This window comes from Dellaglioa sp. CoH-55-MRSF-8, from assembly GCF_056782195.1.
In genome coordinates this window covers 62,906-81,817 of record NZ_JBXAYH010000003.1, presented here as the reverse complement: position 1 = coordinate 81,817, position 18,912 = coordinate 62,906, and the positions used below count along the sequence as shown (strand labels likewise).

The 18,912-nt window shown below is 34.5% G+C and carries 18 protein-coding genes; 6 read left to right on the top strand and 12 right to left on the bottom strand.

Annotated features, from left to right (window positions below; translation table 11 throughout):
- Window positions 1-20 precede the first annotated feature (20 nt).
- The 4 genes from pcrA to AC1RPW_RS04150 form a co-directional block, all read right to left on the bottom strand.
- A complete protein-coding gene (gene pcrA / locus AC1RPW_RS04165) occupies window positions 21-2,246 on the bottom strand; it encodes a DNA helicase PcrA (protein ID WP_481761574.1) in 2,226 nt (741 codons plus the stop codon).
- Between the two features lie 144 nt (window positions 2,247-2,390).
- A complete protein-coding gene (locus tag AC1RPW_RS04160; RefSeq protein ID WP_481761575.1) occupies window positions 2,391-3,530 on the bottom strand; it encodes a 5-(carboxyamino)imidazole ribonucleotide synthase in 1,140 nt (379 codons plus the stop codon).
- A 140-nt stretch (window positions 3,531-3,670) separates the two neighbouring features.
- The gene (locus AC1RPW_RS04155) at window positions 3,671-4,243 is read right to left on the bottom strand and encodes a xanthine phosphoribosyltransferase (RefSeq protein WP_409022073.1); all 573 of its coding nucleotides are present in this window, start codon (window positions 4,241-4,243) and stop codon (window positions 3,671-3,673) included.
- A gap of 177 nt (window positions 4,244-4,420) precedes the next feature.
- On the bottom strand, window positions 4,421-5,098 hold the full coding sequence (locus AC1RPW_RS04150; protein WP_481761576.1) for a glycoside hydrolase family 73 protein: 678 nt from the start codon (window positions 5,096-5,098) through the stop codon (window positions 4,421-4,423).
- Window positions 5,099-5,233: 135 nt separating this feature from the next.
- On the opposite strand from AC1RPW_RS04150, the gene AC1RPW_RS04145 reads away from it, so the two are divergent.
- The 3 genes from AC1RPW_RS04145 to AC1RPW_RS04135 all read left to right on the top strand — a co-directional run bounded on the left by AC1RPW_RS04145 (window position 5,234) and on the right by AC1RPW_RS04135 (window position 7,394).
- Window positions 5,234-6,211: a Gfo/Idh/MocA family protein gene (locus tag AC1RPW_RS04145; RefSeq protein ID WP_481761577.1), complete on the top strand. Its 978-nt coding sequence runs from the start codon at window positions 5,234-5,236 to the stop codon at window positions 6,209-6,211.
- An 89-nt stretch (window positions 6,212-6,300) separates the two neighbouring features.
- A complete protein-coding gene (locus AC1RPW_RS04140; RefSeq protein ID WP_481761578.1) occupies window positions 6,301-6,996 on the top strand; it encodes a DNA/RNA non-specific endonuclease in 696 nt (231 codons plus the stop codon).
- Window positions 6,997-7,016: 20 nt separating this feature from the next.
- A complete protein-coding gene (locus AC1RPW_RS04135) occupies window positions 7,017-7,394 on the top strand; it encodes a hypothetical protein (RefSeq protein ID WP_481761579.1) in 378 nt (125 codons plus the stop codon).
- A gap of 80 nt (window positions 7,395-7,474) precedes the next feature.
- Here the strand turns inward: AC1RPW_RS04135 and AC1RPW_RS04130 are convergent, their stop codons facing one another.
- From AC1RPW_RS04130 to AC1RPW_RS04120, 3 genes are all read right to left on the bottom strand, one after another.
- Entirely contained in the window at window positions 7,475-8,065 is a 591-nt protein-coding gene (locus tag AC1RPW_RS04130) for an ECF transporter S component (RefSeq protein ID WP_409022067.1), read from the bottom strand.
- Window positions 8,066-8,211: 146 nt separating this feature from the next.
- A complete protein-coding gene (locus tag AC1RPW_RS04125) occupies window positions 8,212-9,180 on the bottom strand; it encodes an AEC family transporter (RefSeq protein ID WP_409022066.1) in 969 nt (322 codons plus the stop codon).
- Window positions 9,181-9,209: 29 nt separating this feature from the next.
- A complete protein-coding gene (locus tag AC1RPW_RS04120) occupies window positions 9,210-10,850 on the bottom strand; it encodes a malolactic enzyme (protein WP_481761580.1) in 1,641 nt (546 codons plus the stop codon).
- 136 nt (window positions 10,851-10,986) lie between these two features.
- Here AC1RPW_RS04120 and AC1RPW_RS04115 point away from each other — a divergent pair, with 136 nt between their 5' ends.
- The 3 genes from AC1RPW_RS04115 to AC1RPW_RS04105 all read left to right on the top strand — a co-directional run bounded on the left by AC1RPW_RS04115 (window position 10,987) and on the right by AC1RPW_RS04105 (window position 13,719).
- The gene (locus AC1RPW_RS04115; RefSeq protein ID WP_481761581.1) at window positions 10,987-11,868 is read left to right on the top strand and encodes a LysR family transcriptional regulator; all 882 of its coding nucleotides are present in this window, start codon (window positions 10,987-10,989) and stop codon (window positions 11,866-11,868) included.
- Window positions 11,869-12,005: 137 nt separating this feature from the next.
- Window positions 12,006-13,316, top strand: coding sequence for a Y-family DNA polymerase (locus tag AC1RPW_RS04110; RefSeq protein ID WP_481761582.1), 1,311 nt, complete (start codon window positions 12,006-12,008; stop codon window positions 13,314-13,316).
- Window positions 13,309-13,719 carry a hypothetical protein gene (locus AC1RPW_RS04105; protein WP_481761583.1) on the top strand — a complete coding sequence of 137 codons (411 nt, stop codon included), beginning with the start codon at window positions 13,309-13,311 and terminating at the stop codon, window positions 13,717-13,719. The genes AC1RPW_RS04110 and AC1RPW_RS04105 overlap by 8 nt, the downstream gene beginning before the upstream one ends.
- 114 nt (window positions 13,720-13,833) lie before the next feature.
- On the opposite strand, the gene recA is transcribed toward AC1RPW_RS04105, so the two are convergent.
- The 5 genes from recA to AC1RPW_RS04080 all read right to left on the bottom strand — a co-directional run bounded on the left by recA (window position 13,834) and on the right by AC1RPW_RS04080 (window position 18,729).
- On the bottom strand, window positions 13,834-14,994 hold the full coding sequence (gene recA / locus AC1RPW_RS04100) for a recombinase RecA (protein ID WP_481761584.1): 1,161 nt from the start codon (window positions 14,992-14,994) through the stop codon (window positions 13,834-13,836).
- A 215-nt stretch (window positions 14,995-15,209) separates the two neighbouring features.
- Complete coding sequence (locus tag AC1RPW_RS04095) at window positions 15,210-15,635, bottom strand: MarR family winged helix-turn-helix transcriptional regulator (RefSeq protein WP_409022061.1); 426 nt, start codon at window positions 15,633-15,635, stop codon at window positions 15,210-15,212.
- 168 nt (window positions 15,636-15,803) lie between these two features.
- Window positions 15,804-16,109 (bottom strand): rhodanese-like domain-containing protein, encoded by a 306-nt coding sequence (locus AC1RPW_RS04090; RefSeq protein WP_481761585.1) that lies wholly within the window; start codon window positions 16,107-16,109, stop codon window positions 15,804-15,806.
- Window positions 16,110-16,348: 239 nt separating this feature from the next.
- A complete protein-coding gene (locus tag AC1RPW_RS04085; protein ID WP_481761586.1) occupies window positions 16,349-17,926 on the bottom strand; it encodes a BCCT family transporter in 1,578 nt (525 codons plus the stop codon).
- Window positions 17,927-18,147: 221 nt separating this feature from the next.
- Entirely contained in the window at window positions 18,148-18,729 is a 582-nt protein-coding gene (locus tag AC1RPW_RS04080; RefSeq protein WP_409022058.1) for a sugar O-acetyltransferase, read from the bottom strand.
- Window positions 18,730-18,912 lie beyond the last annotated feature (183 nt).

Sequence of the window (18,912 nt, the reverse complement as noted above, 5' to 3'; positions counted from 1 at the left end):
AACTTGAACCCTCCTTTTATTTAGTCCACTTTTTTTGTAATTGGTGCAAAAGCTGTCAACAGACGCTTAATCCCTTGTTCTTTGAAAGCAATATCAAGTTCAGCATCCGAACCTGATCCTGAAACTTTAACGATTGTCCCAGTACCCCAAGCTTTATGTTCCACTTTTTCACCAATACGCCAAACAACTGCATCAGCACCTGTACCATTATCACGTTCAACGGTTTTAGCAGGTCGACGGTATGTTGTCGCCGTCGCACGTTGATTGGAATACGATGAATTACGAGATGGTGCTGCCGTTTGATTATCTAATTCAAGTAATGACTCATCTATTTCACCAATGAAACGTGAAGCTTGATTACTTTGACGACGACCATACAACATTCTTGAAAAAGCATTTGTTAAATATAATTTGCGTTCAGCACGAGTAATTCCGACATATGCTAAACGACGTTCTTCCTCAAGTTGATCATCTTCTAACATGGCACGAGAAAGAGGGAATATGCCTTCTTCCAATCCCATTAAAAAGATAACTGGAAATTCAAGTCCTTTAGCGGCATGTAATGTCATCAATGTGACTTCTTCAGGTTCTTCTTCAATATCATCTTGTGCAGAAACTAGTGCTAAATCAGCTAAGAAATCAACATAACGGTCACTATCATCTTCTTCAGCTTCCCAACGATCATCAAATTGCTGAGTTACAGACAAGAATTCTTCAACGTTTTCAAGTCGCGTTTCATTTTCAATCGTTTTCGTCTTTTTCAAATTAGCTTCATAACCTGATTGTTTTAAAATTTCTTTTGTTAACTCGGTCACATTCAAGAACTCACGCATTTTTTGTAATCCACGAATCATTGTGGCAAATTCTTGTAATGATTTTTCAGCTTTACCAGAAATATTAGCAAGCGCTGAGTTTTCAGCACCTTCAAGCATTGTCCAATTATTCATATCTGAAAATTCACGTAATTTGTCCACACTACTTGCACCGATACCGCGTTTTGGGACATTTACAATACGATCAAAACTCATTGAATCTTGATCATTAGCAATTAAACGAATGTAGCCTAAGATATCTCGAATTTCCAATCGCTCGTAGAATTTGTGTCCACCAACCATTTTGTAAGGAACGCTTGATTTTAAGAATGTCTCTTCAATCACACGAGACTGTGCATTCGTTCGATATAAAATGGCGAAATCACCGTAATTTAAGTGATTATCTTTAATTTGTTCTTGAATTTTTTCAACCACATAATGTGATTCATCATTTTCACTTTGGCCACGGTAGTAAGAAATTTTCTCACCATCTTTATTATCAGTCCAAAGACTCTTATCACTGCGGTTCGTATTATTATCAATAACTGCATTGGCAGCATTCAGAATTGTTTTCGTTGAACGATAGTTTTGTTCCAACTTAACAACATCAGCATCAGGATAATCTTTTTCAAAATTCATAATGTTATCCATGTTTGCCCCACGCCAACCGTAAATACTTTGGTCAGCATCCCCGACGACGCAGAGATTTTTGAAACGTTCAGCTAACATGTTTACTAAGGTATATTGTGCTTCATTAGTATCCTGATATTCATCCACATGGATATATTGAAATTTATTTTGATAAAAAGCCAATGTTTCAGGCTTTTCTTTAAATAAACGGATAGTTAACATAATTAAATCATCGAAATCAACTGCTTGATTTGAGCGTAACTCTTTTTGATATGCCGTATAAACTTTAGCTACCATTTGTTCGAACATACTTGCAGCACGTTCTGCGTATTCTTTTTCTGTTAATAAATCATTTTTTGCATTTGAAATTGCTCCTAAAACGGTTCTTGGGTCAAATTTTTGTGGATCAATATTTTGTTCTTTTAAAATACGTTTTACTAAAGTCTTTTGTTCACCTGGGTCGGCAATTGTAAATGCACGATTATAACCAATTTGGTCAATATCACGTCGCAAAATACGAACACAAAGTGCATGGAATGTTGAAACCCAAACATCTTCTGCCCCTTTGTTAAGTAATTTATTAACACGTTCGCGCATCTCTTTTGATGCTTTATTTGTAAATGTGATTGCTAATACGTTCCATGGATTGATACCTTTTTCTTCAATTAAGTAAGCAACGCGATGCGTTAATACTCGCGTTTTACCACTTCCAGCTCCAGCCATAATTAAGAGTGGTCCCTCTGTTTTTAGGACAGCTTCTTTTTGTTTGTTATTCATTCCGTTCAATAAGCTTTCAGTAGTCAAATTAATCAATCCTCTCTATAAATCAGTCATTATTTATTATAGCAAAAAAACGCCTTAACTTCTTTAATTTTTATGAATATATGTCTCAACTTGTTCATAAAAAAAGACGAACCGATTCAAAACGATTCATCCTTCTAATTTCATTTAATTTGTTGTTTCTTTTTTATCCCAAATGCCTGTATCTTCAATTTGATTCAATGCTTCACGAACTGAATCTGACTGAACCAAAATATGCCCAGCACGATCTAATTTATGATTTTCAGGGTAACGATAAAAATGGTAATACCAATTATTTTTAAGAACCCACTGTGTCTTTAAATCGGCACGTTCTTCTTCTTTTAATGACACCATAACAGTTGGTGCAAGGAATTTCACTTTTGATAGTGGCAATCCACAAATGGCACGTAAATGCTGTTCATACATGCTAACGTTTGTTGCTTTATCAAAAACATACCCTGATTGATGCATAGCGGGCACGACACGTTTAACATAAATTGCACCTGATTTAGTTACAAAGTAGCCAATTTCTAATGCGCCAGTGTAGTCTAGATTTTCCGCAACTTTAATGGCAATTTTATGCATTTCAGCAGAAATTTCTGTATCTAAGTTAGCTGGTACGATTGATTCGTGTAATCGATGATCACGATATTTATTTTCAACAGCTGGGAAAAAATTAATTTCCTTACCATTTTTGATAAGAACCATTGAGATTTCTTGTTCATAAGGAATCCATGATTCTAAAATATAGGTGCCACGTTCAACCAAGTACGCCGCATCTGAAATATCAGTTTGCGTATTGAGAACACTCTGGTAACTTTTACCAAACCCTTTTTGGATTGGTTTTAAAACGCTGGGATACCCAATTGAAAGTACAGAATTATACACATCTTCTAATGATACAATTGTTTCAAAAGGTGGAATATTAATATTTAATTGTTCAAAAAAAGCTCTTTCCAACAAGCGGTCTTGCATAATTTCTAATGCATTATACTTTTGTGGCACATAAGTATATTTTGAAATATATTCAATCACTTCTGAATTAACGTGTTCAGATTCATACGTCACAATATCTGTTCGTTCAGCGAATTCTTTCAATTTATCCTTATCATTCATCTTACCTACAACAGAATAATCTGCTAATTGAAGTGTCTCACTAACTTCATTTTGACTGTATGCTGCGATTTTAAACCCTAAATTTCTTGCAGCCATAGCCAACATTGCACCCGTTGGACTATCTCCGATTATTCCCAATGTACTTCCAGGAAAGATAACTTTTTTTTCCACTATATATTCACTACTTTCTACTTTTGCTTTATACCCTTAATCATACTGTTATCCCGCGGGGCAATCAAGTTTTAACAACCATAATTTAACAATTTTATAAGAAAATAAAAAAGAGCACATTTTGCGCTCTTTTCGTTAATTTAATCTTCAAAATGAACTTGATCACCATCAAATGATGAAATTTTAGCAAGTGATTCTAAACGTACGCCACGTTCATGAATTAATTCGGCACCTTTTTGGAATGATTTTTCAATTACAATTCCAATTCCAGCAATTTCTGCCTTAGCTTCGTCACAAATTTGGAAGAGTCCTTCAGCTGCTTGGCCATTTGCCAAGAAGTCATCAATGATTAAAACACGATCGTTTTCACCTAAAAACTTGTTGGCAACGGCAATTGTATTTTCAACTTTCTTTGTGTACGAGTAAACAGAAGCAGAATATAAATCATTTTGCATCGTAACGCTCTTATTTTTACGTGCGAAGACAACAGGAACATGAAATTGTAACCCAACGAATACTGCTGGGGCAATACCTGATGATTCAACTGTTAAAATTTTAGTAATTTTTTCATTTTTGAATAATTCAGCAAATTCCACACCCATTGCTAACATTAAATCAGGATCAACTTGGTGATTTAAAAATTGATCGACCTTCAATACATCTCCTGGTAATACAATACCATCTTGCATAATTCTGTCTTCTAAAAGTTTCACGTGGGGTACGCTCCTCTTGCTATTTATATTTTTTTGGGTATAAAAATAGCTTTTTCACTTCGGTATAAGTAAAAAAGCTACATTCCGGTTTTGAATGACTTAAGAATAACATAATATAAGGGTAATTTCAATTTGAATCTACTCATTTATCGTTATTATACTTGACATTAATCCCGTTTATTTATCATATTTATCTAAATGATATTGTTTAATGATATCTGTTAATTTTGTACTATAATCATTATCTGTTGCGTACCCATCAACTACTAAAGCTGCTGCTGCATCTTCGTAAGTTGCTGCAGAAAGAACGTCAGCAAATTGTGTTTTATTCCATGTATTTCCATTAGCTAATAATTTCGAATGAGACATAATTGCTTCGTCCCAATCTTTGAAGACGATAAATTTAGCCGTAACCGTCTTCCATGTGCCATCTTTTTCTTGTTCTTTAGTTTTGAAATCTTTTGCACGTGCGCCCGTTCCTTTAATTCCAAATAGGTTATTGTAGTCTTTAGCTAAAGAACTCGTTCCCCAATCAGATTCTAAGATAGCTTGTGCAATTGTAATACTAGAAAAGACTTTATATTTTTTTTGCATTTTTTGTGCTTCAGGTGCTACTTTCTTAATAAATGCTTGTTTTTTAGCTTCTGCTGCTGCTTTTTTTGCTGATTCACTTGCTTCAATTTTTGAGGTTGATAATGACGTCGCAATAGATTCATCTCGAGCAACATTCTTTTTATGAACGTTCATTGAAACAACGACTGTAATAATACCAAGAATTAAAATTAAAACAACAATATTCGCAACTTGAATTTTACCGTTCTTTACAAAAATCCCCCGACCATTTTTCTTTTTCATTAGTACACCCGTCCCTATACATTTAATTGTTTCACTTATTTTACCCTAATTCTATATCTATTACCATCGTATTTTTTCTCTTTTTATTAAATTTCTGTTAAGCTTGAGCTATCTTAAATGAGACAGGAGAACATAATGACAAAAAATTTAAATTGGGGAATTATTGGACTTGGTAACATCGCTCACAGCTTTACAACTTACTTTGATCAACCATTTGGTGAAATCTATGCCGCTGGCTCAAGAAACTTAGAAAAAGCGCAAACTTTTGCTAACGAATTTAATATTCCACATGCCTATGGTAACTATGAAGACTTATTAGCTGATGATGAAATTGACATCGTTTACATTGCGACACCTCACAACTACCATATCGACACAATCTTGGCTGCACTTAAAGCTGGCAAGCACGTCTTAAGTGAAAAAGCAATCACCATGACTAGTGATGAACTTAAACAAGCAACTGATTTAGCTGAAGAAAAAGGCTTGATTTTACAAGAAGCAATGACTATTTATCATATGCCACTTTATAAAAAAATTATTGAAGTAGCTGAAGAAAAAAAATTAGGCAAACTAAAAATGGTCCAAGCCTCATTTGGTAGTTTTAAAGATCCTGATCCAACAAATCGTTTCTTCAATCCTGATTTAGCTGGTGGCGCATTATTAGATATCGGTGTTTATGCATTAGCCTTTGTCCGTCAATTCATGACAGCCACACCAGAAATCACAGGTTCAGCAATGAATTTATTCGAATCAGGTGTTGACGAATCTGAAACGATTAGTTTACAAAATGCCAATAATGAACTCGCAACTGTTGCCTTAACATTCAGAGCTAAAATGCCTAAAATGGGTATTATTGCTTATGAAGGTGGTTACTTTACTGTTTACGATTATCCTCGAGCTAATAAAGCTGCTCTTGTATTATCTGATGGAACAGCTACAGAAATCACTGCCGGCCATACAAAACAAGCCATGAATTATGAAATTAAAGATGTTCAAGATATGGTTTTGGGTAATTTAAATCCTAAACCATTCTTAGAAAAAACAACAGATGTTATGTCAATAATGACACAAGCTCGTGAACAATGGGGCTTTAAATATCCTTTTGAAAAATAAGCTTCATCTGAAAAGTTATCACTAGAAATTGTTGATAACTTTTTTTAATTCCATGCTACACTAAAAGAAAAAGAGTTGGAGTTAATTTTATGAAACGAAAGAAACGTTATATTCAGAATCGAACACGTAATTATCTAATTGGACTTGCTGTCATTTTAGTTGTCTCCCTTTTCAGCGGAAAATTACCTAGTACTGTAAAAGATTTGCTACAAACAAATGGCAATTCAACTTCAGTCAATGTTAAAAATGGGACAGGAACAGCAAATACTAGTTCTATTAATAGTAGCAAGGCCATTAATGGAATTGTGGATAATGGTGCGCCAACCTTTTCAAAAAGTGATCTTGCAGATAATGCCAATGGTTGGATAAAATACGGCGCTCTTGACTCTCTTGGCCGTGCTACTCAGGCCAATGCTCTTTTAGTTAAAGCTTTAGAATCTAGAGGGTCATCAGCAGATTCTTCAATTCGACCAACTGGTTTTGTGTCAGGGCTGTCACCTTATTTTCATTCCCGTGGACATTTAATCGGTCGACAACTTGGTGGTAGTGGTGATAAAAAAGAAAATTTAGCAACATTATATCAAAACCCTGTTAACACACCCTACATGACCAAGTATGAAAACGCAGTTCGTGCAGCAGTTGATAAAGGAGATCATGTCCGTTATCAGGTAACACCAATTTTTTCTGGTAAGTCACTTTTCCCTAAAGCAATTCAAATGCAAGGTAAAAGTACAACTTCTTGGGGCAATATTAAATTTAATGTTACTATTTTGAATAAACGTTAATTCAAAGGAGTGTGTTATTCATGTTCACAGAATTAAAAAGTCAACTGATAGATTCAGCACCACAAACGCTACAACAATTATTACTTAATTCAAATATCCGTCAGACAAATGATGGCTATTTACAATTTCCTGGCAGCTCACTTCAAACACAATTTTTAGAAACAATGAACTTCTTGAAAACACCTGATACTATCTCTTTGAACTGGGATGACGTTTGTATCTTAGGTCAGACAATTGATGGTGATTATCTAGCAGGTGATCACTATTCAACAACCTTTTTTATTCCTAGTAGTCTGCTAGCAGATGATACTGAAATTCATCATATGCCTATAATCGACGCATTAATTGCACTAGAAAATGGAACATTAGATTCTAAAATTATTTCTAAATTCAACTAAAAAAAGTTATTAACAGCGAAATATCATTCGTTGTTAATAACTTTTTTATTTTTACCTATTAGCATCGTGTATTTTGTTCTCTAACTTTTCCGAACTATTTTTTGTAAAGGTCTTGCTATCAATGGCGCAACAATCCCTGCTAAAATCATCTCTGGAATACCGTTTGTGACAACTAGTCCCATAATATATGGTAATAATTGTGCCATATCAACTTTATAAAAATTAGCTGCTTGCCCATGATATAAAAGATAGATAAGGCCTAAAACTAAAACCGTATTAACCAATGAACCAAAAACAGAGGCAATAATCATGGCTAACGTTTTGTTTTTCCACCATTTATATAAAAAGTAAAAAATGACTGCTGTCACAATTCCAATTAAAATTCTTGGCACAATTGCTATAAGTGGATTTGTAAAAACAATGGGTGCAAGTGGACTAGTTGGCGACACAAACGCCCTGATAAATGTGATTAATCCCCAGACACCACCGATAAATGCACCATCTTTCCAGCCAAACACTAAAGCAGCAACAATCACCGTGATATGAATGGTTGTGATGCTTAAGGGGCCAACAGGGATGTAACCAAATAATGGCACAAAATTTTGAACAATAATGATTGAAATAAATAACGCCAAAATACTCATATGATATGTTTTATTATTAGTTTTCATCTACTTACTCCTACAAATTTAATCATTTCACTTCCGTTCCCTTATTATAACCGATTTAACGATTGTTACCATTTAATATGCAAAAAAATAGAACGTCACTAATTATAGAGGTAATCAGTGACGTTCTATTTTAAATAAATTTTATATTACATGAATGAGATAAGGGTCGTTAAAACAGGAACAACAATGATGAACAAGATTGTACTTGTTGTAACAATGTTTGTTGCGTATTTAACGTCTCCATGTGCTTCATTAGCTAAGATTGGTAATACGGCTAACATTGGTGTAGCTGATTGAACAATCAAAGTTTTTTGTAATAATGGTGCTAAATCTGCACCAGTTAAATGTGTACCTAAAAGAATAACAGCGATTAAAATGATTGGTGATAAAATAAAACGTCCAAGTAATGCAACGACTGTATCACGATCAAATCTGATACTCTTCAAACCGGCTTTAGCTAACACAATACCAATATAGATTAATGATAATGGTGTAACTAATCCACCAACATAACCTAATGTTTGGCTAATAAAATCAGGAACTGGAATTGCAAGAACCAAGAAGATTAATGCAACGATGAACCCAACAAGTGGCATTGGGATTACTTTAGCCCAGTTAATTTTCTTTTTCGTTTTATCTGATTTGTCTTTTGTTGGATCATCATTTGAAATTAAGAAAACACCAAATGCCCATGTTGAAACTGTATTAATAATATAGTAAACAAGGAAATATGAGATACTCTTATCGCCAAACAACGCAATATTTAAAGGTAAACCAATGAAAATTGTATTTGCATTAACAACGGCATTCATGAAGATACCACGACGACCAGGTTTGATGTTCAAGATATGAACAAGTGCCCATGCAATTAAGTAACCGATAATAACAGCAATTGCTGGGTAGAGTAAACTACCTGACAATGCAGCTAATTGATCACGTTTTAAATATTTTAAAACAGAAACGAAAATTGAAGCTGGTAAAGCAATTTTTGTAATTAATGATGAGATATTGCCACCAAATGAATCAGCGAACCAACCTTTAACTTGTAAAATGTATCCAAGTACCATCATCAAAACAACAACTAGAACACTTTGAATTGATTGGAAAAATACCATAATTAATTGTCCTTCTCTCTACGCTTTTTTTAGTATTTAGGTGTCCATTTCATATCTGAGACAGCCTTTTTAACATCTGTAATTGCTTCTTTGTTTAATTTTTGGTCAACAACACTTTGGGCAACTACTTCAGCAATTGTTTGTGAGAATTCTGCTAAATGTGTTACTGGTGGTAATACGGCAGCACCAACGGCTGTAGTATCAACGATTCCACCTAAAGCATGACTAGCTTGTGATAAGATTTCGCCATTAACTCTTGAAGATGTTGAAGCGATAATCCCAAATCCAAGACCTGGGTACATAAGTGCGTTGTTTGCTTGACCAATTTGGTAAGTAACACCTTTGTAATCAACATTATCAGCTGGAATACCAGTAGCAACTAAAGCTTTACCATCAGTCCATGCAATCAAATCTTCAGCCTTAGCTTCTGCTAATTTTGTAGGGTTTGATAATGGGAAGATGATTGGACGTTCAACATGTGAAGCCATGTCTTGAACAATTTCTTTTGTAAATGTACCAGGTTGTGTAGATGTACCAATCATAACAGTTGGTTGAACAGCTTTAACAACAGCTTCTAAAGAAGTTAATTCATCAGCATTAGCAAATTCTGAACGTTTATGCGTAAATTCTTTTTGGCCAGGTGTTAAGTCTTCTGTATCATCAAATAACAATCCTTGTTTATCAACTAAGAAGAAACGTTTGCGAGCATCTTCTTCTGAAACACCAGCGCGTTTCATTTCGTCCATAATTTGGTTAGCAATTCCGACACCAGCAGTACCAGCACCATAAGTAATAACTGTTTGGTCAACAATTGAACCTTTAGTGATACTTAGAGCACCTAAGATACCAGCTAAAACAACAATCCCTGTACCTTGGATATCATCATTAAATGTTGTGATTTCGTTTTGATATTTTTCAAGAATATTAGCAGCATTTGAACGGCCAAAATCTTCCCAATGTAATAACAATTCTGGGAACAAGTTCTTTGTACTTTGGACAAAGCCATCAACGAAGTCATAGTATTTGTCACCAGTTACACGTTCATGTTTGTTACCAAGGTATAATGGATCATTCAATAATGTTTCATTATTTGTTCCAGCATCAATAGAAACTGGTAAAACTTGTGAAGGATCAATTCCAGCAGCAGCTGTATAAACCATTAATTTACCAATTGCGATATCAACACCGTTGACACCCCAATCGCCCATACCTAAAATACCTTCAGCATCTGTCACAACGACTAAACGAATGTCACGTCCTGCAGCAGCATTTTTTAATGTTGCTTCGATATCTTCTGGATGATCAATTGATAAGAATGCAGCGTTTTGTGGATTTACATAAATTTCGTTGTATTCTTCGATTGAATCAGCAACAACTGGATCATAAACAACTGGCATAAATTCAGCCACATGTTGTCCCATTAAGTAGAAAAATAGTGTACGGTTTTCATTGAATAATTCCATTAAGAAATGGCGTTTTTCAAGACCAGTTTCTTTACTTAAATATTGTGCGTAGTTTTGTGTTGCTTGTTCTTCAATTGTTTGAACTTTAGCTGGTAACATACCAATAAGTCCTAATTCACGACGTTCTTCCATTGTAAATGCTGTACCTTTATTTACAAATGGGTTATTTAACATATCTTGTGCTTTTGTCATCATTAATTCCTCCATTATTTTTTTATATTTTATTTTCTCTTTAACTTACAAGAGCAAGAATACACCCCTTTAAAAATTATAGTCAAACATGTGTTATACTATAAATATTATTTATATGAGGATTATAAACGTTGATTTAGAGGAGATTATAATGAACATTCGAGATTTAGAATATTATCAACAAATAATTAATTTGAGAAATTTTTCAAAAGTTGCTCATTTTTTTTCAGTTAGTCAACCAACAATCACAACTGCAATGAAACGCTTAGAAACTGAATTAGACACAAATCTGATTATTCGTGATCAATCACATCATCAAGTTTCTTTTACACCAAGTGGTGAACAATTCGCTGAACATGTTAATATTATTCTCAAAGAATTAACAATTGCTAACCAAGAAATTAACCAACTTAAAAATGAGCACGTTCGATTTGGATTACCACCTATTATAGGAACGTACTATTTTCCGCAAATTGTCAGCAATTTATTTAATTCAGGTCTGATTAATCATCTAGATACAGTTGAGAACGGTTCCCAAGCCCTACTTCTTCAGTTAATAAACGGATCATTAGATATGGCTTTATTAGGTTCCGTTAAACCAATAGAAGATGACCGCTTAATTGCCAGAAATTTTGCATCTAAACACTTCAAGATTATCGTTAGCAAACATCATCCACTTGCTTCAAGAGAATCCGTTAAATTTTCTGAACTTCGAAATGAAAAATTTATTATGCAAAATGAGGGTTTTGTTCATCCAATCGCTTTTAAAGAGTTAACAACAAAAAATCATTTCAAACCAAAGATTATCTATACAACAAGTGACAGTCAGATTATTAAAAAAATGGTTACCGAAAATGTTGGTATTGGTTTTTTAACAGAACTAGCATTGGATGCTGCAGATGATTTAGTCTCACTCCCCTTATCGGAATTAGATCAACCTAAATTTTTAATGTCACTCGTTTATCGTACAAGTCATATTTTAACGCCTACACAAGCAAAATTAATTGACGTTTTAATTGATCCTTCTATCTAATAAGAGAATAACTTATACCTTAAATATAAAGGTATAAGTTATTCTTTTTATTATTTATAGCACCGCTTGACTAAATATCATTGACTAAAGAAACGTATGTTCGTATAATTGGATATATGTTAAGGAGGTTTCCTCGAATGTACAATTATAGTAACGAACCTAGAAAAGTCATCTTTATGATTGATTCAAAATCTTTCTATGCTTCTGTCGAATCAGTTGCACGCGGTCTTAATCCATTACGCTCTATTCTCGTTGTTATGTCTACAGCAAAGAATACAGGTAGCGGGTTAGTACTAGCTGCTAGCCCTATGGCTAAGAAAATATTTGGTATCACAAACGTATCACGAGCTACTGATGTTCCAATTCATGATAAACGTTTAGTTGTTGCCCAACCCAGAATGAATCTTTACATAGAAGAGAACTTAAAAATCAATAAGCTATTTCAACAATTTGCCTCAAATGACGATATTCACCCATACTCTATCGATGAGTCAATTATTGATATGACGACTAGTTGGAAACTTTTCGGAAATAGTCCCTATGAAGTTGCTCGTAAAATTCAACTTGCGGTCAAAGGGGAAACAGGAATTTATACAACCGTTGGTATTGGTGATAATCCACTTCTTGCTAAATTAGCTCTGGATATTGAAGCAAAACATAACCATAGTTTAATTGCTGAATGGCATTATGAAGACGTCCCCGATAAGTTATGGCCAATAACACAACTTGACGATATCTGGTCAATTGGATCTAAAACTGCCGAAAAATTACAAAAAAATCATATCAATTCAATGAACGATTTAGCTCACTTCAACCCATATGAATTAAAAAACAAATTTGGCGTAATTGGTAGCCAATTATTTGCGTTTTCTTGGGGAATTGATCGTTCAATCATTCATGATAAATATACCCCCAAGGAAAAATCCTATGGTAATAGCCAAGTCTTACCAAAAGACTATGTTATCCAATCTGAAATTGAAGTCGTTATTCGTGAAATTGCAGAACAAGTAGCAGCACGATTACGTTCTCATCACAAAGTGGCTACTGTCATTAATTTAGGCATTGGATTTTCTTTAGCCGAAACGACAGATTCTGGAAAAAGATATTCAGGCTTTGGTAGTTCATTAAAAATTGATTCAACAAATAGTAATGCCCAAATCACAAAATATGCCATCGACCTATTTCGAAAAAAATGGCGTCATGAAGCTCTAAGACATATTAGTATTTCGTGTGGCAAATTAGTTGACGATAATAGTCAACAATTAGACATGTTTGACACTAATAATACGGAACAAAAGAATCACAACTTGGACAATACCATTGACATCATACGAAAAAAATATGGTTTTAAATCGATCGTAAAACTTTCCAGTAAGTCTGAAGGTGCAACAGCTATTTATCGCGCTGGGTTAGTCGGTGGCCATGCTGGGGGTAATACCTATGAGTAAAACAACTGATGTTGATGCAAATTTGATAAATCAATTTTTAAAATATGATTATCACGATCGCGGTATGATGAAATGGCAAGGATTCTATTTAAGCGACCATACATCGGCTCGAACAAAAAAATTAAACGAAGAGACACGAAAACAGAAATTAACACATGACATTAAGATGAATGATACTAAAATTGCAGAAGTAATCAATTTGGCAATCATTAAATCCACCCCTGTCACTGTTGATCTCACTAATAAAAATTTGGATGATACACTTTTAGAACCTATACAGGGACTCATTAATGGCTGGTATGAAGATAATATAATTATCAATCATATCACCGTTAAAATTAATGATATTCATGCAATATCATTAAGCCAAATGACTAATGGAGAAGGTAGAAGAAGTATATAAGTAGATAACTTCTACTTACTATACTTCTTCTACCTTTTTTGTTTGATTAATTATAAAAAAACCTCCAGTATTGGATTGGTCCAATACTGGAGGTTCACTTTACTATTTTTTTTATTAAGCTTCTGGTAAATCTAATGTTTCGATTTTTGAATCTAACACTGGAGCATCGTCAGCTTTTTTAACTTTTTTAGTTGTTTTCTTTGGTGCTGCTGATTCTTCCTTAACTTCTTTAGCAGGTTCTTCATCGGGTGCAAATAATTTTGCACGAACTTCTTGGTCCATATCATGTAACATATCAGGTTTTTGTTCCAAAATATTAACGACATTTGGTTTACCTTGACCTAAACGTTCGCCATGGTATGAGAACCATGACCCAGCTTTTTCAGCAATACCATTTTCAACAGCAAGATCTAAGATATCAGCAGTAGCTGAGATACCTGACCCGTACATCATATTTAATTCAGCAATCTTAAATGGTGGTGCTACCTTGTTTTTAACAACTTTAATAGTTGTTTCATTACCAATGACATCCGTACCATCTTTAATTTGTCCACGGCGACGAACATCTAAGCGAATTGTTGCGTAGAATTTTAAGGCACGGCCACCTGGTGTTGTTTCAGGGCTACCGAACATGACACCAACTTTTTCACGTAATTGATTAATAAAAATAACAGTTGTTCTTGTTTTGTTGATTGAACCAGCCAATTTACGGAGAGCTTGTGACATCATACGAGCTTGTAACCCAACATGAGCGTCACCCATTTCGCCTTCAATTTCTGCACGAGGAACTAAAGCTGCAACTGAATCGATAACGACAAGATCAACGGCACCACTGGATACCAAAGCATCTGCAATTTCTAATCCTTGTTCACCAGTATCTGGCTGTGATAATAGTAATCCATCAATATCAACACCTAATGCTGTTGCATATGCGGGATCCATGGCATTTTCAGCATCGATATAAGCAACTGTACCACCATTTTTTTGGACTTCTGCTGTTGCATGAAGTGCAATTGTTGTTTTACCAGAACTTTCTGGTCCGTATATTTCAACAATACGGCCTTTAGGAAAACCACCAACTCCCAATGCGTAATCCAATGATAAAATCCCAGTTGAAGTAACATCAATCTTCGTGTCAGCTTTGTCCCCCATCTTCATGATGGCACCTTGTCCGAATTCTTTTGTAATTGCTGATAACGCTTTTTCTAGTGCTGCTTCGCGTTCTTTACCGTCTTTTCTTTTGCCGTCTCCGGTTGCAATACTTCTGTTAGCCATAGTTAGTAACCATCCTCTCAATAGTAGAACATCTGTTCGTTTCCATTTACTTATCATACCTCATTAAAATTTATATCGCAAGCGTTAAATCATCTTTACCGAAAATAAAAAGAACGATGCAATTATCGTTCTTACTAGGTATCGATGTATTCAATTATACTGCATGCTCATTAATTAAGTACGCCATTTTCTTAAATAATTTCTATTTATTTAACTTATTCCATCGATTCAATCTGACTAATTGTCTCTTTTAAAACGCGTCTGAACGTTGCAAGATCCTGCCCTGTAACTTGCGTTTCCAATTTACTTTCCAATTGATTCCAAAAGTCACTATTAAAAGTTGTTAGACCTTTATACTTATCCGTAACAGATAAGTGAACAACTCGTTTATCTGTTATATCAGCCTTTTTTTCCACTAATCCTAATGTGATTAATTTTTTCAAATGGTAATTCGTATTTGGCGTTGATTGATTCAACAATTTTGAAACGCGTCCAATTGTTGGACTGTTCAACTGTTCGATCGCATTTAGATAATAAGTATCAATTGTCCCCAATTGTTTAATGTTCATTAGTCCATCTTGTTTCCCATACAAGCTCAACAACTGATTTAATTTGTTGAAAGTCCCACTTAACTCAATCATTTTGACCCTCCTAGTTATAGATCGCCTTAGTTCCCACCCAAAATAAAGCAAAAAATTATTGATTTCTAATACATAAATGTTTATTTGACTTATTATAATGTAAAAAGAGGCGTATACACAAGTAATACGTCCCCGATTTTAATAAAAATATGTTATCACTGAAAACGTTTAACTACCTGTAACTGTTGAACCTTGCCAGCTAAGCATTCCGCCATATACATCAACAACATCATAACCTTTTTCAAATAGGATATCTGCAGCTTGTGCACTACGACGTCCTGATCGACAAATAATATATGCTTTACCTGTTAATTCATAATCGTCAACTTCATCTAACGGAATATTAATTGACCCAGGAATATGGCCTTCAGCAAACTCGTCATCTTCTCGAACATCAATAATCTGTGGCTTTTGTGCTAATAATAGGTCAAGTTCCGTAGTCGTAATTGTTGGAATATCATCTTCAAAGTTCATTTAGTTACCCTCTTTTATTTAGTTATGGTTTTTATTAGTCTGTATCAATTTATTATCTATATTATCATATGTTTTTATTTCATATTTTTCAAATATTTAGATTTTAATATTGATAGATTTAGAAGGCTCTAAGGTAAGACTTACGTCTCTTTTTAATTGGGAACAGCGTAGGTTATAACATAATACTAAAAATGGGTACTAAAAAGCCACTCCATAATAACGGAGTGGCCTCTTTATATTTAATTATTACTATCATGTATCACATGTTGATAAGAAACTAAGTTCTTCTTTAATTTTCCAAAAATTTTAACCAATGAATCATGAGCACTTTCCGTTGAACGATCTTCGGCTAAGTACTGCCACGTTGAAATAATCAATAACAGTGACACAAAAATTAATGGGAACCCAGCTAATAAACAGATAGCTTGGATTGTTTTAAAACCACCAACGAAGACGATACCAAATGAGAATAACATGAAAATTCCCATCCAAACCAAGCGGTTAAACAAACTTGGTTGCTCTGTCGGTTTGAGTTTTGTACTAGTAAACGACGACACGATAAATGCAGATGATGAAATCGTCGTTGCTAAGAAGATAAAACATGAAATCGCATAGATAACTAACATTACGTATTTAAATGGCAATGTTGAAATAACTTGTGCAATTGCTGCAGCTTGACCATATACATTCAGTGTATGAATTAAATCAGCAGCTCCACTTTGTTGTAAATAGAGTGAATAACCACCTAAGATTGCGTAGAAACTCATACATCCTAAAGCACCATACGCAAGCATCCCTAATATCACCTGACGAATCGTTCGTCCACGCGAAATTCTAGCAATGAATAAGCCCATGAATGGCATGAAAGTTAACCACCAACCCCAATAGAAAATAGTTTCCGATTTAACAGGGTCAATCGCATGACCTAATCCTGAAGCTGTCCCTGTACTCATTGCTACAAACTGAGTAACCATCAGTACAAGACTGTTACCTTCTGACTTCAAAATATAAACCGTTGGTCCAACTAACAGAACAATTAACAAAAAGCCAATGGCTGTCCAAATATGAGCTGAACTCAATCGATCAATCCCACCCTTAATTCCTTTAAACATGGTTAACGTGAAAATGCTGAACAGGACAACAAATAATGCTAATTTTAAAAGTATTGTATCTTGGACTCCCGTTAATGTTGCGATAATTTTTGATAATACAGGTATTTCCATCCCAACTGATGAACCAACACCGCCCATAATACCGAAAACGACAAGAAAATCAATTATTTTTCGTAAGATTTTTTTATAAGGCTGATCCCCTTTTAACATAGGAATCACATCACTAACACACATAACTTTCGCTTTTTTAACGTACATAACGTATGAAATAATTACAGCTGAAGATGCAAACATCATCCACGCCATTGGACCCCAATCAAATTGACCTAACATGTGAGCATTTTGATAATTAGCAGGAGACATCGCTTTAGCACCAAACAAAGGTTGTTGCACGTAGCGAAGTGGATCAACCATGCTAAGCATTAAAATACTGGCATCAATGGCCGTCGCAAATACCATACTACCCCATTTAAAATCACTGTATGCCGGCTTTTCGCCTTTATTACCCAATGTAATTTTGCCATAATGGCTTAATGCAATATATAAAAAGAAAACAAAATTGAGAATATAGATACCAAGGTAAGCCCAACTCAAGTGGGCCGTAATAGCATCCATTATTGAACCTAATTCTGCCTTCAAACCAGACCCACCGAGTAATAATCCAACTGATACTAAAATAAATAATGCCACAGTCGGTAAAAACATTTTTTTGTCGATATTCTGTTTTTCTAAAATAAAAATTTCCTCCTAAATTTTAGAGCACGATCTTTAATTCATCGCCGTACTCACTCCGATAATTCTGCTTTTAATTGCACAAAAAAAGCACACTGATACAGTTTCTCCACTAGGGATATCTGCACAGCGTGCTTGTTAGCTTTGCTATCTTATACAAATACTCATAACGTAAATTATAATATTCTATCGAATCACTTACCTGGACTCACGTCACCGTTATCATCTAGATAACGAATAATTCGTGCCGGGTTACCCGCAATTACGAGATCATCACCAAACGATTTTGTGACCACAGATCCAGCGCCGACAACGACTCGATTACCAATCGTAACTCCTGGTAAAATCGTGACGTGTCCACCCATCCAGACACTATCACCAACCGTAATTGGTTTACCCATTTCAACATCCGCATCACGTAATTTTGCAGATAAGGGGTGTACTGGCGTGTAAAATCCAACGTCTGGTCCAATGTAACAATGATCACCAATTGTGATTGGACAAGTGTCCAACATCGTTAAATGGTAGTTCGCATAAAAGTGATTTCCGATATGAATATTAAATCCATAATCAAATTCGATTCCCGTTTCGGCCCAAAAGTCTTCACCGGAATCAGCCAATAATGCTTTAATATTTGTATTTTGTTGCTTATTATCGTCAAGCTGGTTAATTGTCCGCAGTTTTCTCCGAATCAGTTCTCGTCGTTCAACTAGTTCAGGATCCAACTGCTCATACGGTTCACCATCTGACATCTTTTCTCTCTCAGTTTTTATCATGTTATAAGAATACCACTTATGTCATGATTTGTTAAATAGAAATTTATTTTCTATAAACACAGTAAAATAAAGCTATTTTATTAACATTAATTGAATTGGATTAATTTTAATTAGAGTAAATTTTAACCCTATTATTACAGAAAAATCTTCTAATAACAATTCACAGCATATTCGCTGTTCATC

Excerpts from the sequence above, each read along its gene's own strand:
- AC1RPW_RS04135 (WP_481761579.1), top strand. The coding sequence starts at position 7,017 with ATGTTCACAGAATTAAAAAGTCAACTGATAGATTCAGCACCACAAACG.
- AC1RPW_RS04120 (WP_481761580.1), bottom strand. The coding sequence starts at position 10,850 with ATGGAGGAATTAATGATGACAAAAGCACAAGATATGTTAAATAACCCA.
- AC1RPW_RS04130 (WP_409022067.1), bottom strand. The coding sequence starts at position 8,065 with ATGAAAACTAATAATAAAACATATCATATGAGTATTTTGGCGTTATTT.
- AC1RPW_RS04150 (WP_481761576.1), bottom strand. The coding sequence starts at position 5,098 with ATGAAAAAGAAAAATGGTCGGGGGATTTTTGTAAAGAACGGTAAAATT.
- AC1RPW_RS04115 (WP_481761581.1), top strand. The coding sequence starts at position 10,987 with ATGAACATTCGAGATTTAGAATATTATCAACAAATAATTAATTTGAGA.
- AC1RPW_RS04105 (WP_481761583.1), top strand. The coding sequence starts at position 13,309 with ATGAGTAAAACAACTGATGTTGATGCAAATTTGATAAATCAATTTTTA.
- AC1RPW_RS04145 (WP_481761577.1), top strand. The coding sequence starts at position 5,234 with ATGACAAAAAATTTAAATTGGGGAATTATTGGACTTGGTAACATCGCT.
- AC1RPW_RS04095 (WP_409022061.1), bottom strand. The coding sequence starts at position 15,635 with ATGATTGAGTTAAGTGGGACTTTCAACAAATTAAATCAGTTGTTGAGC.
- AC1RPW_RS04090 (WP_481761585.1), bottom strand. The coding sequence starts at position 16,109 with ATGAACTTTGAAGATGATATTCCAACAATTACGACTACGGAACTTGAC.
- AC1RPW_RS04085 (WP_481761586.1), bottom strand. The coding sequence starts at position 17,926 with ATGTTTTTACCGACTGTGGCATTATTTATTTTAGTATCAGTTGGATTA.
- AC1RPW_RS04125 (WP_409022066.1), bottom strand. The coding sequence starts at position 9,180 with ATGGTATTTTTCCAATCAATTCAAAGTGTTCTAGTTGTTGTTTTGATG.
- AC1RPW_RS04110 (WP_481761582.1), top strand. The coding sequence starts at position 12,006 with ATGTACAATTATAGTAACGAACCTAGAAAAGTCATCTTTATGATTGAT.
- recA (WP_481761584.1), bottom strand. The coding sequence starts at position 14,994 with ATGGCTAACAGAAGTATTGCAACCGGAGACGGCAAAAGAAAAGACGGT.
- AC1RPW_RS04140 (WP_481761578.1), top strand. The coding sequence starts at position 6,301 with ATGAAACGAAAGAAACGTTATATTCAGAATCGAACACGTAATTATCTA.
- AC1RPW_RS04080 (WP_409022058.1), bottom strand. The coding sequence starts at position 18,729 with ATGATAAAAACTGAGAGAGAAAAGATGTCAGATGGTGAACCGTATGAG.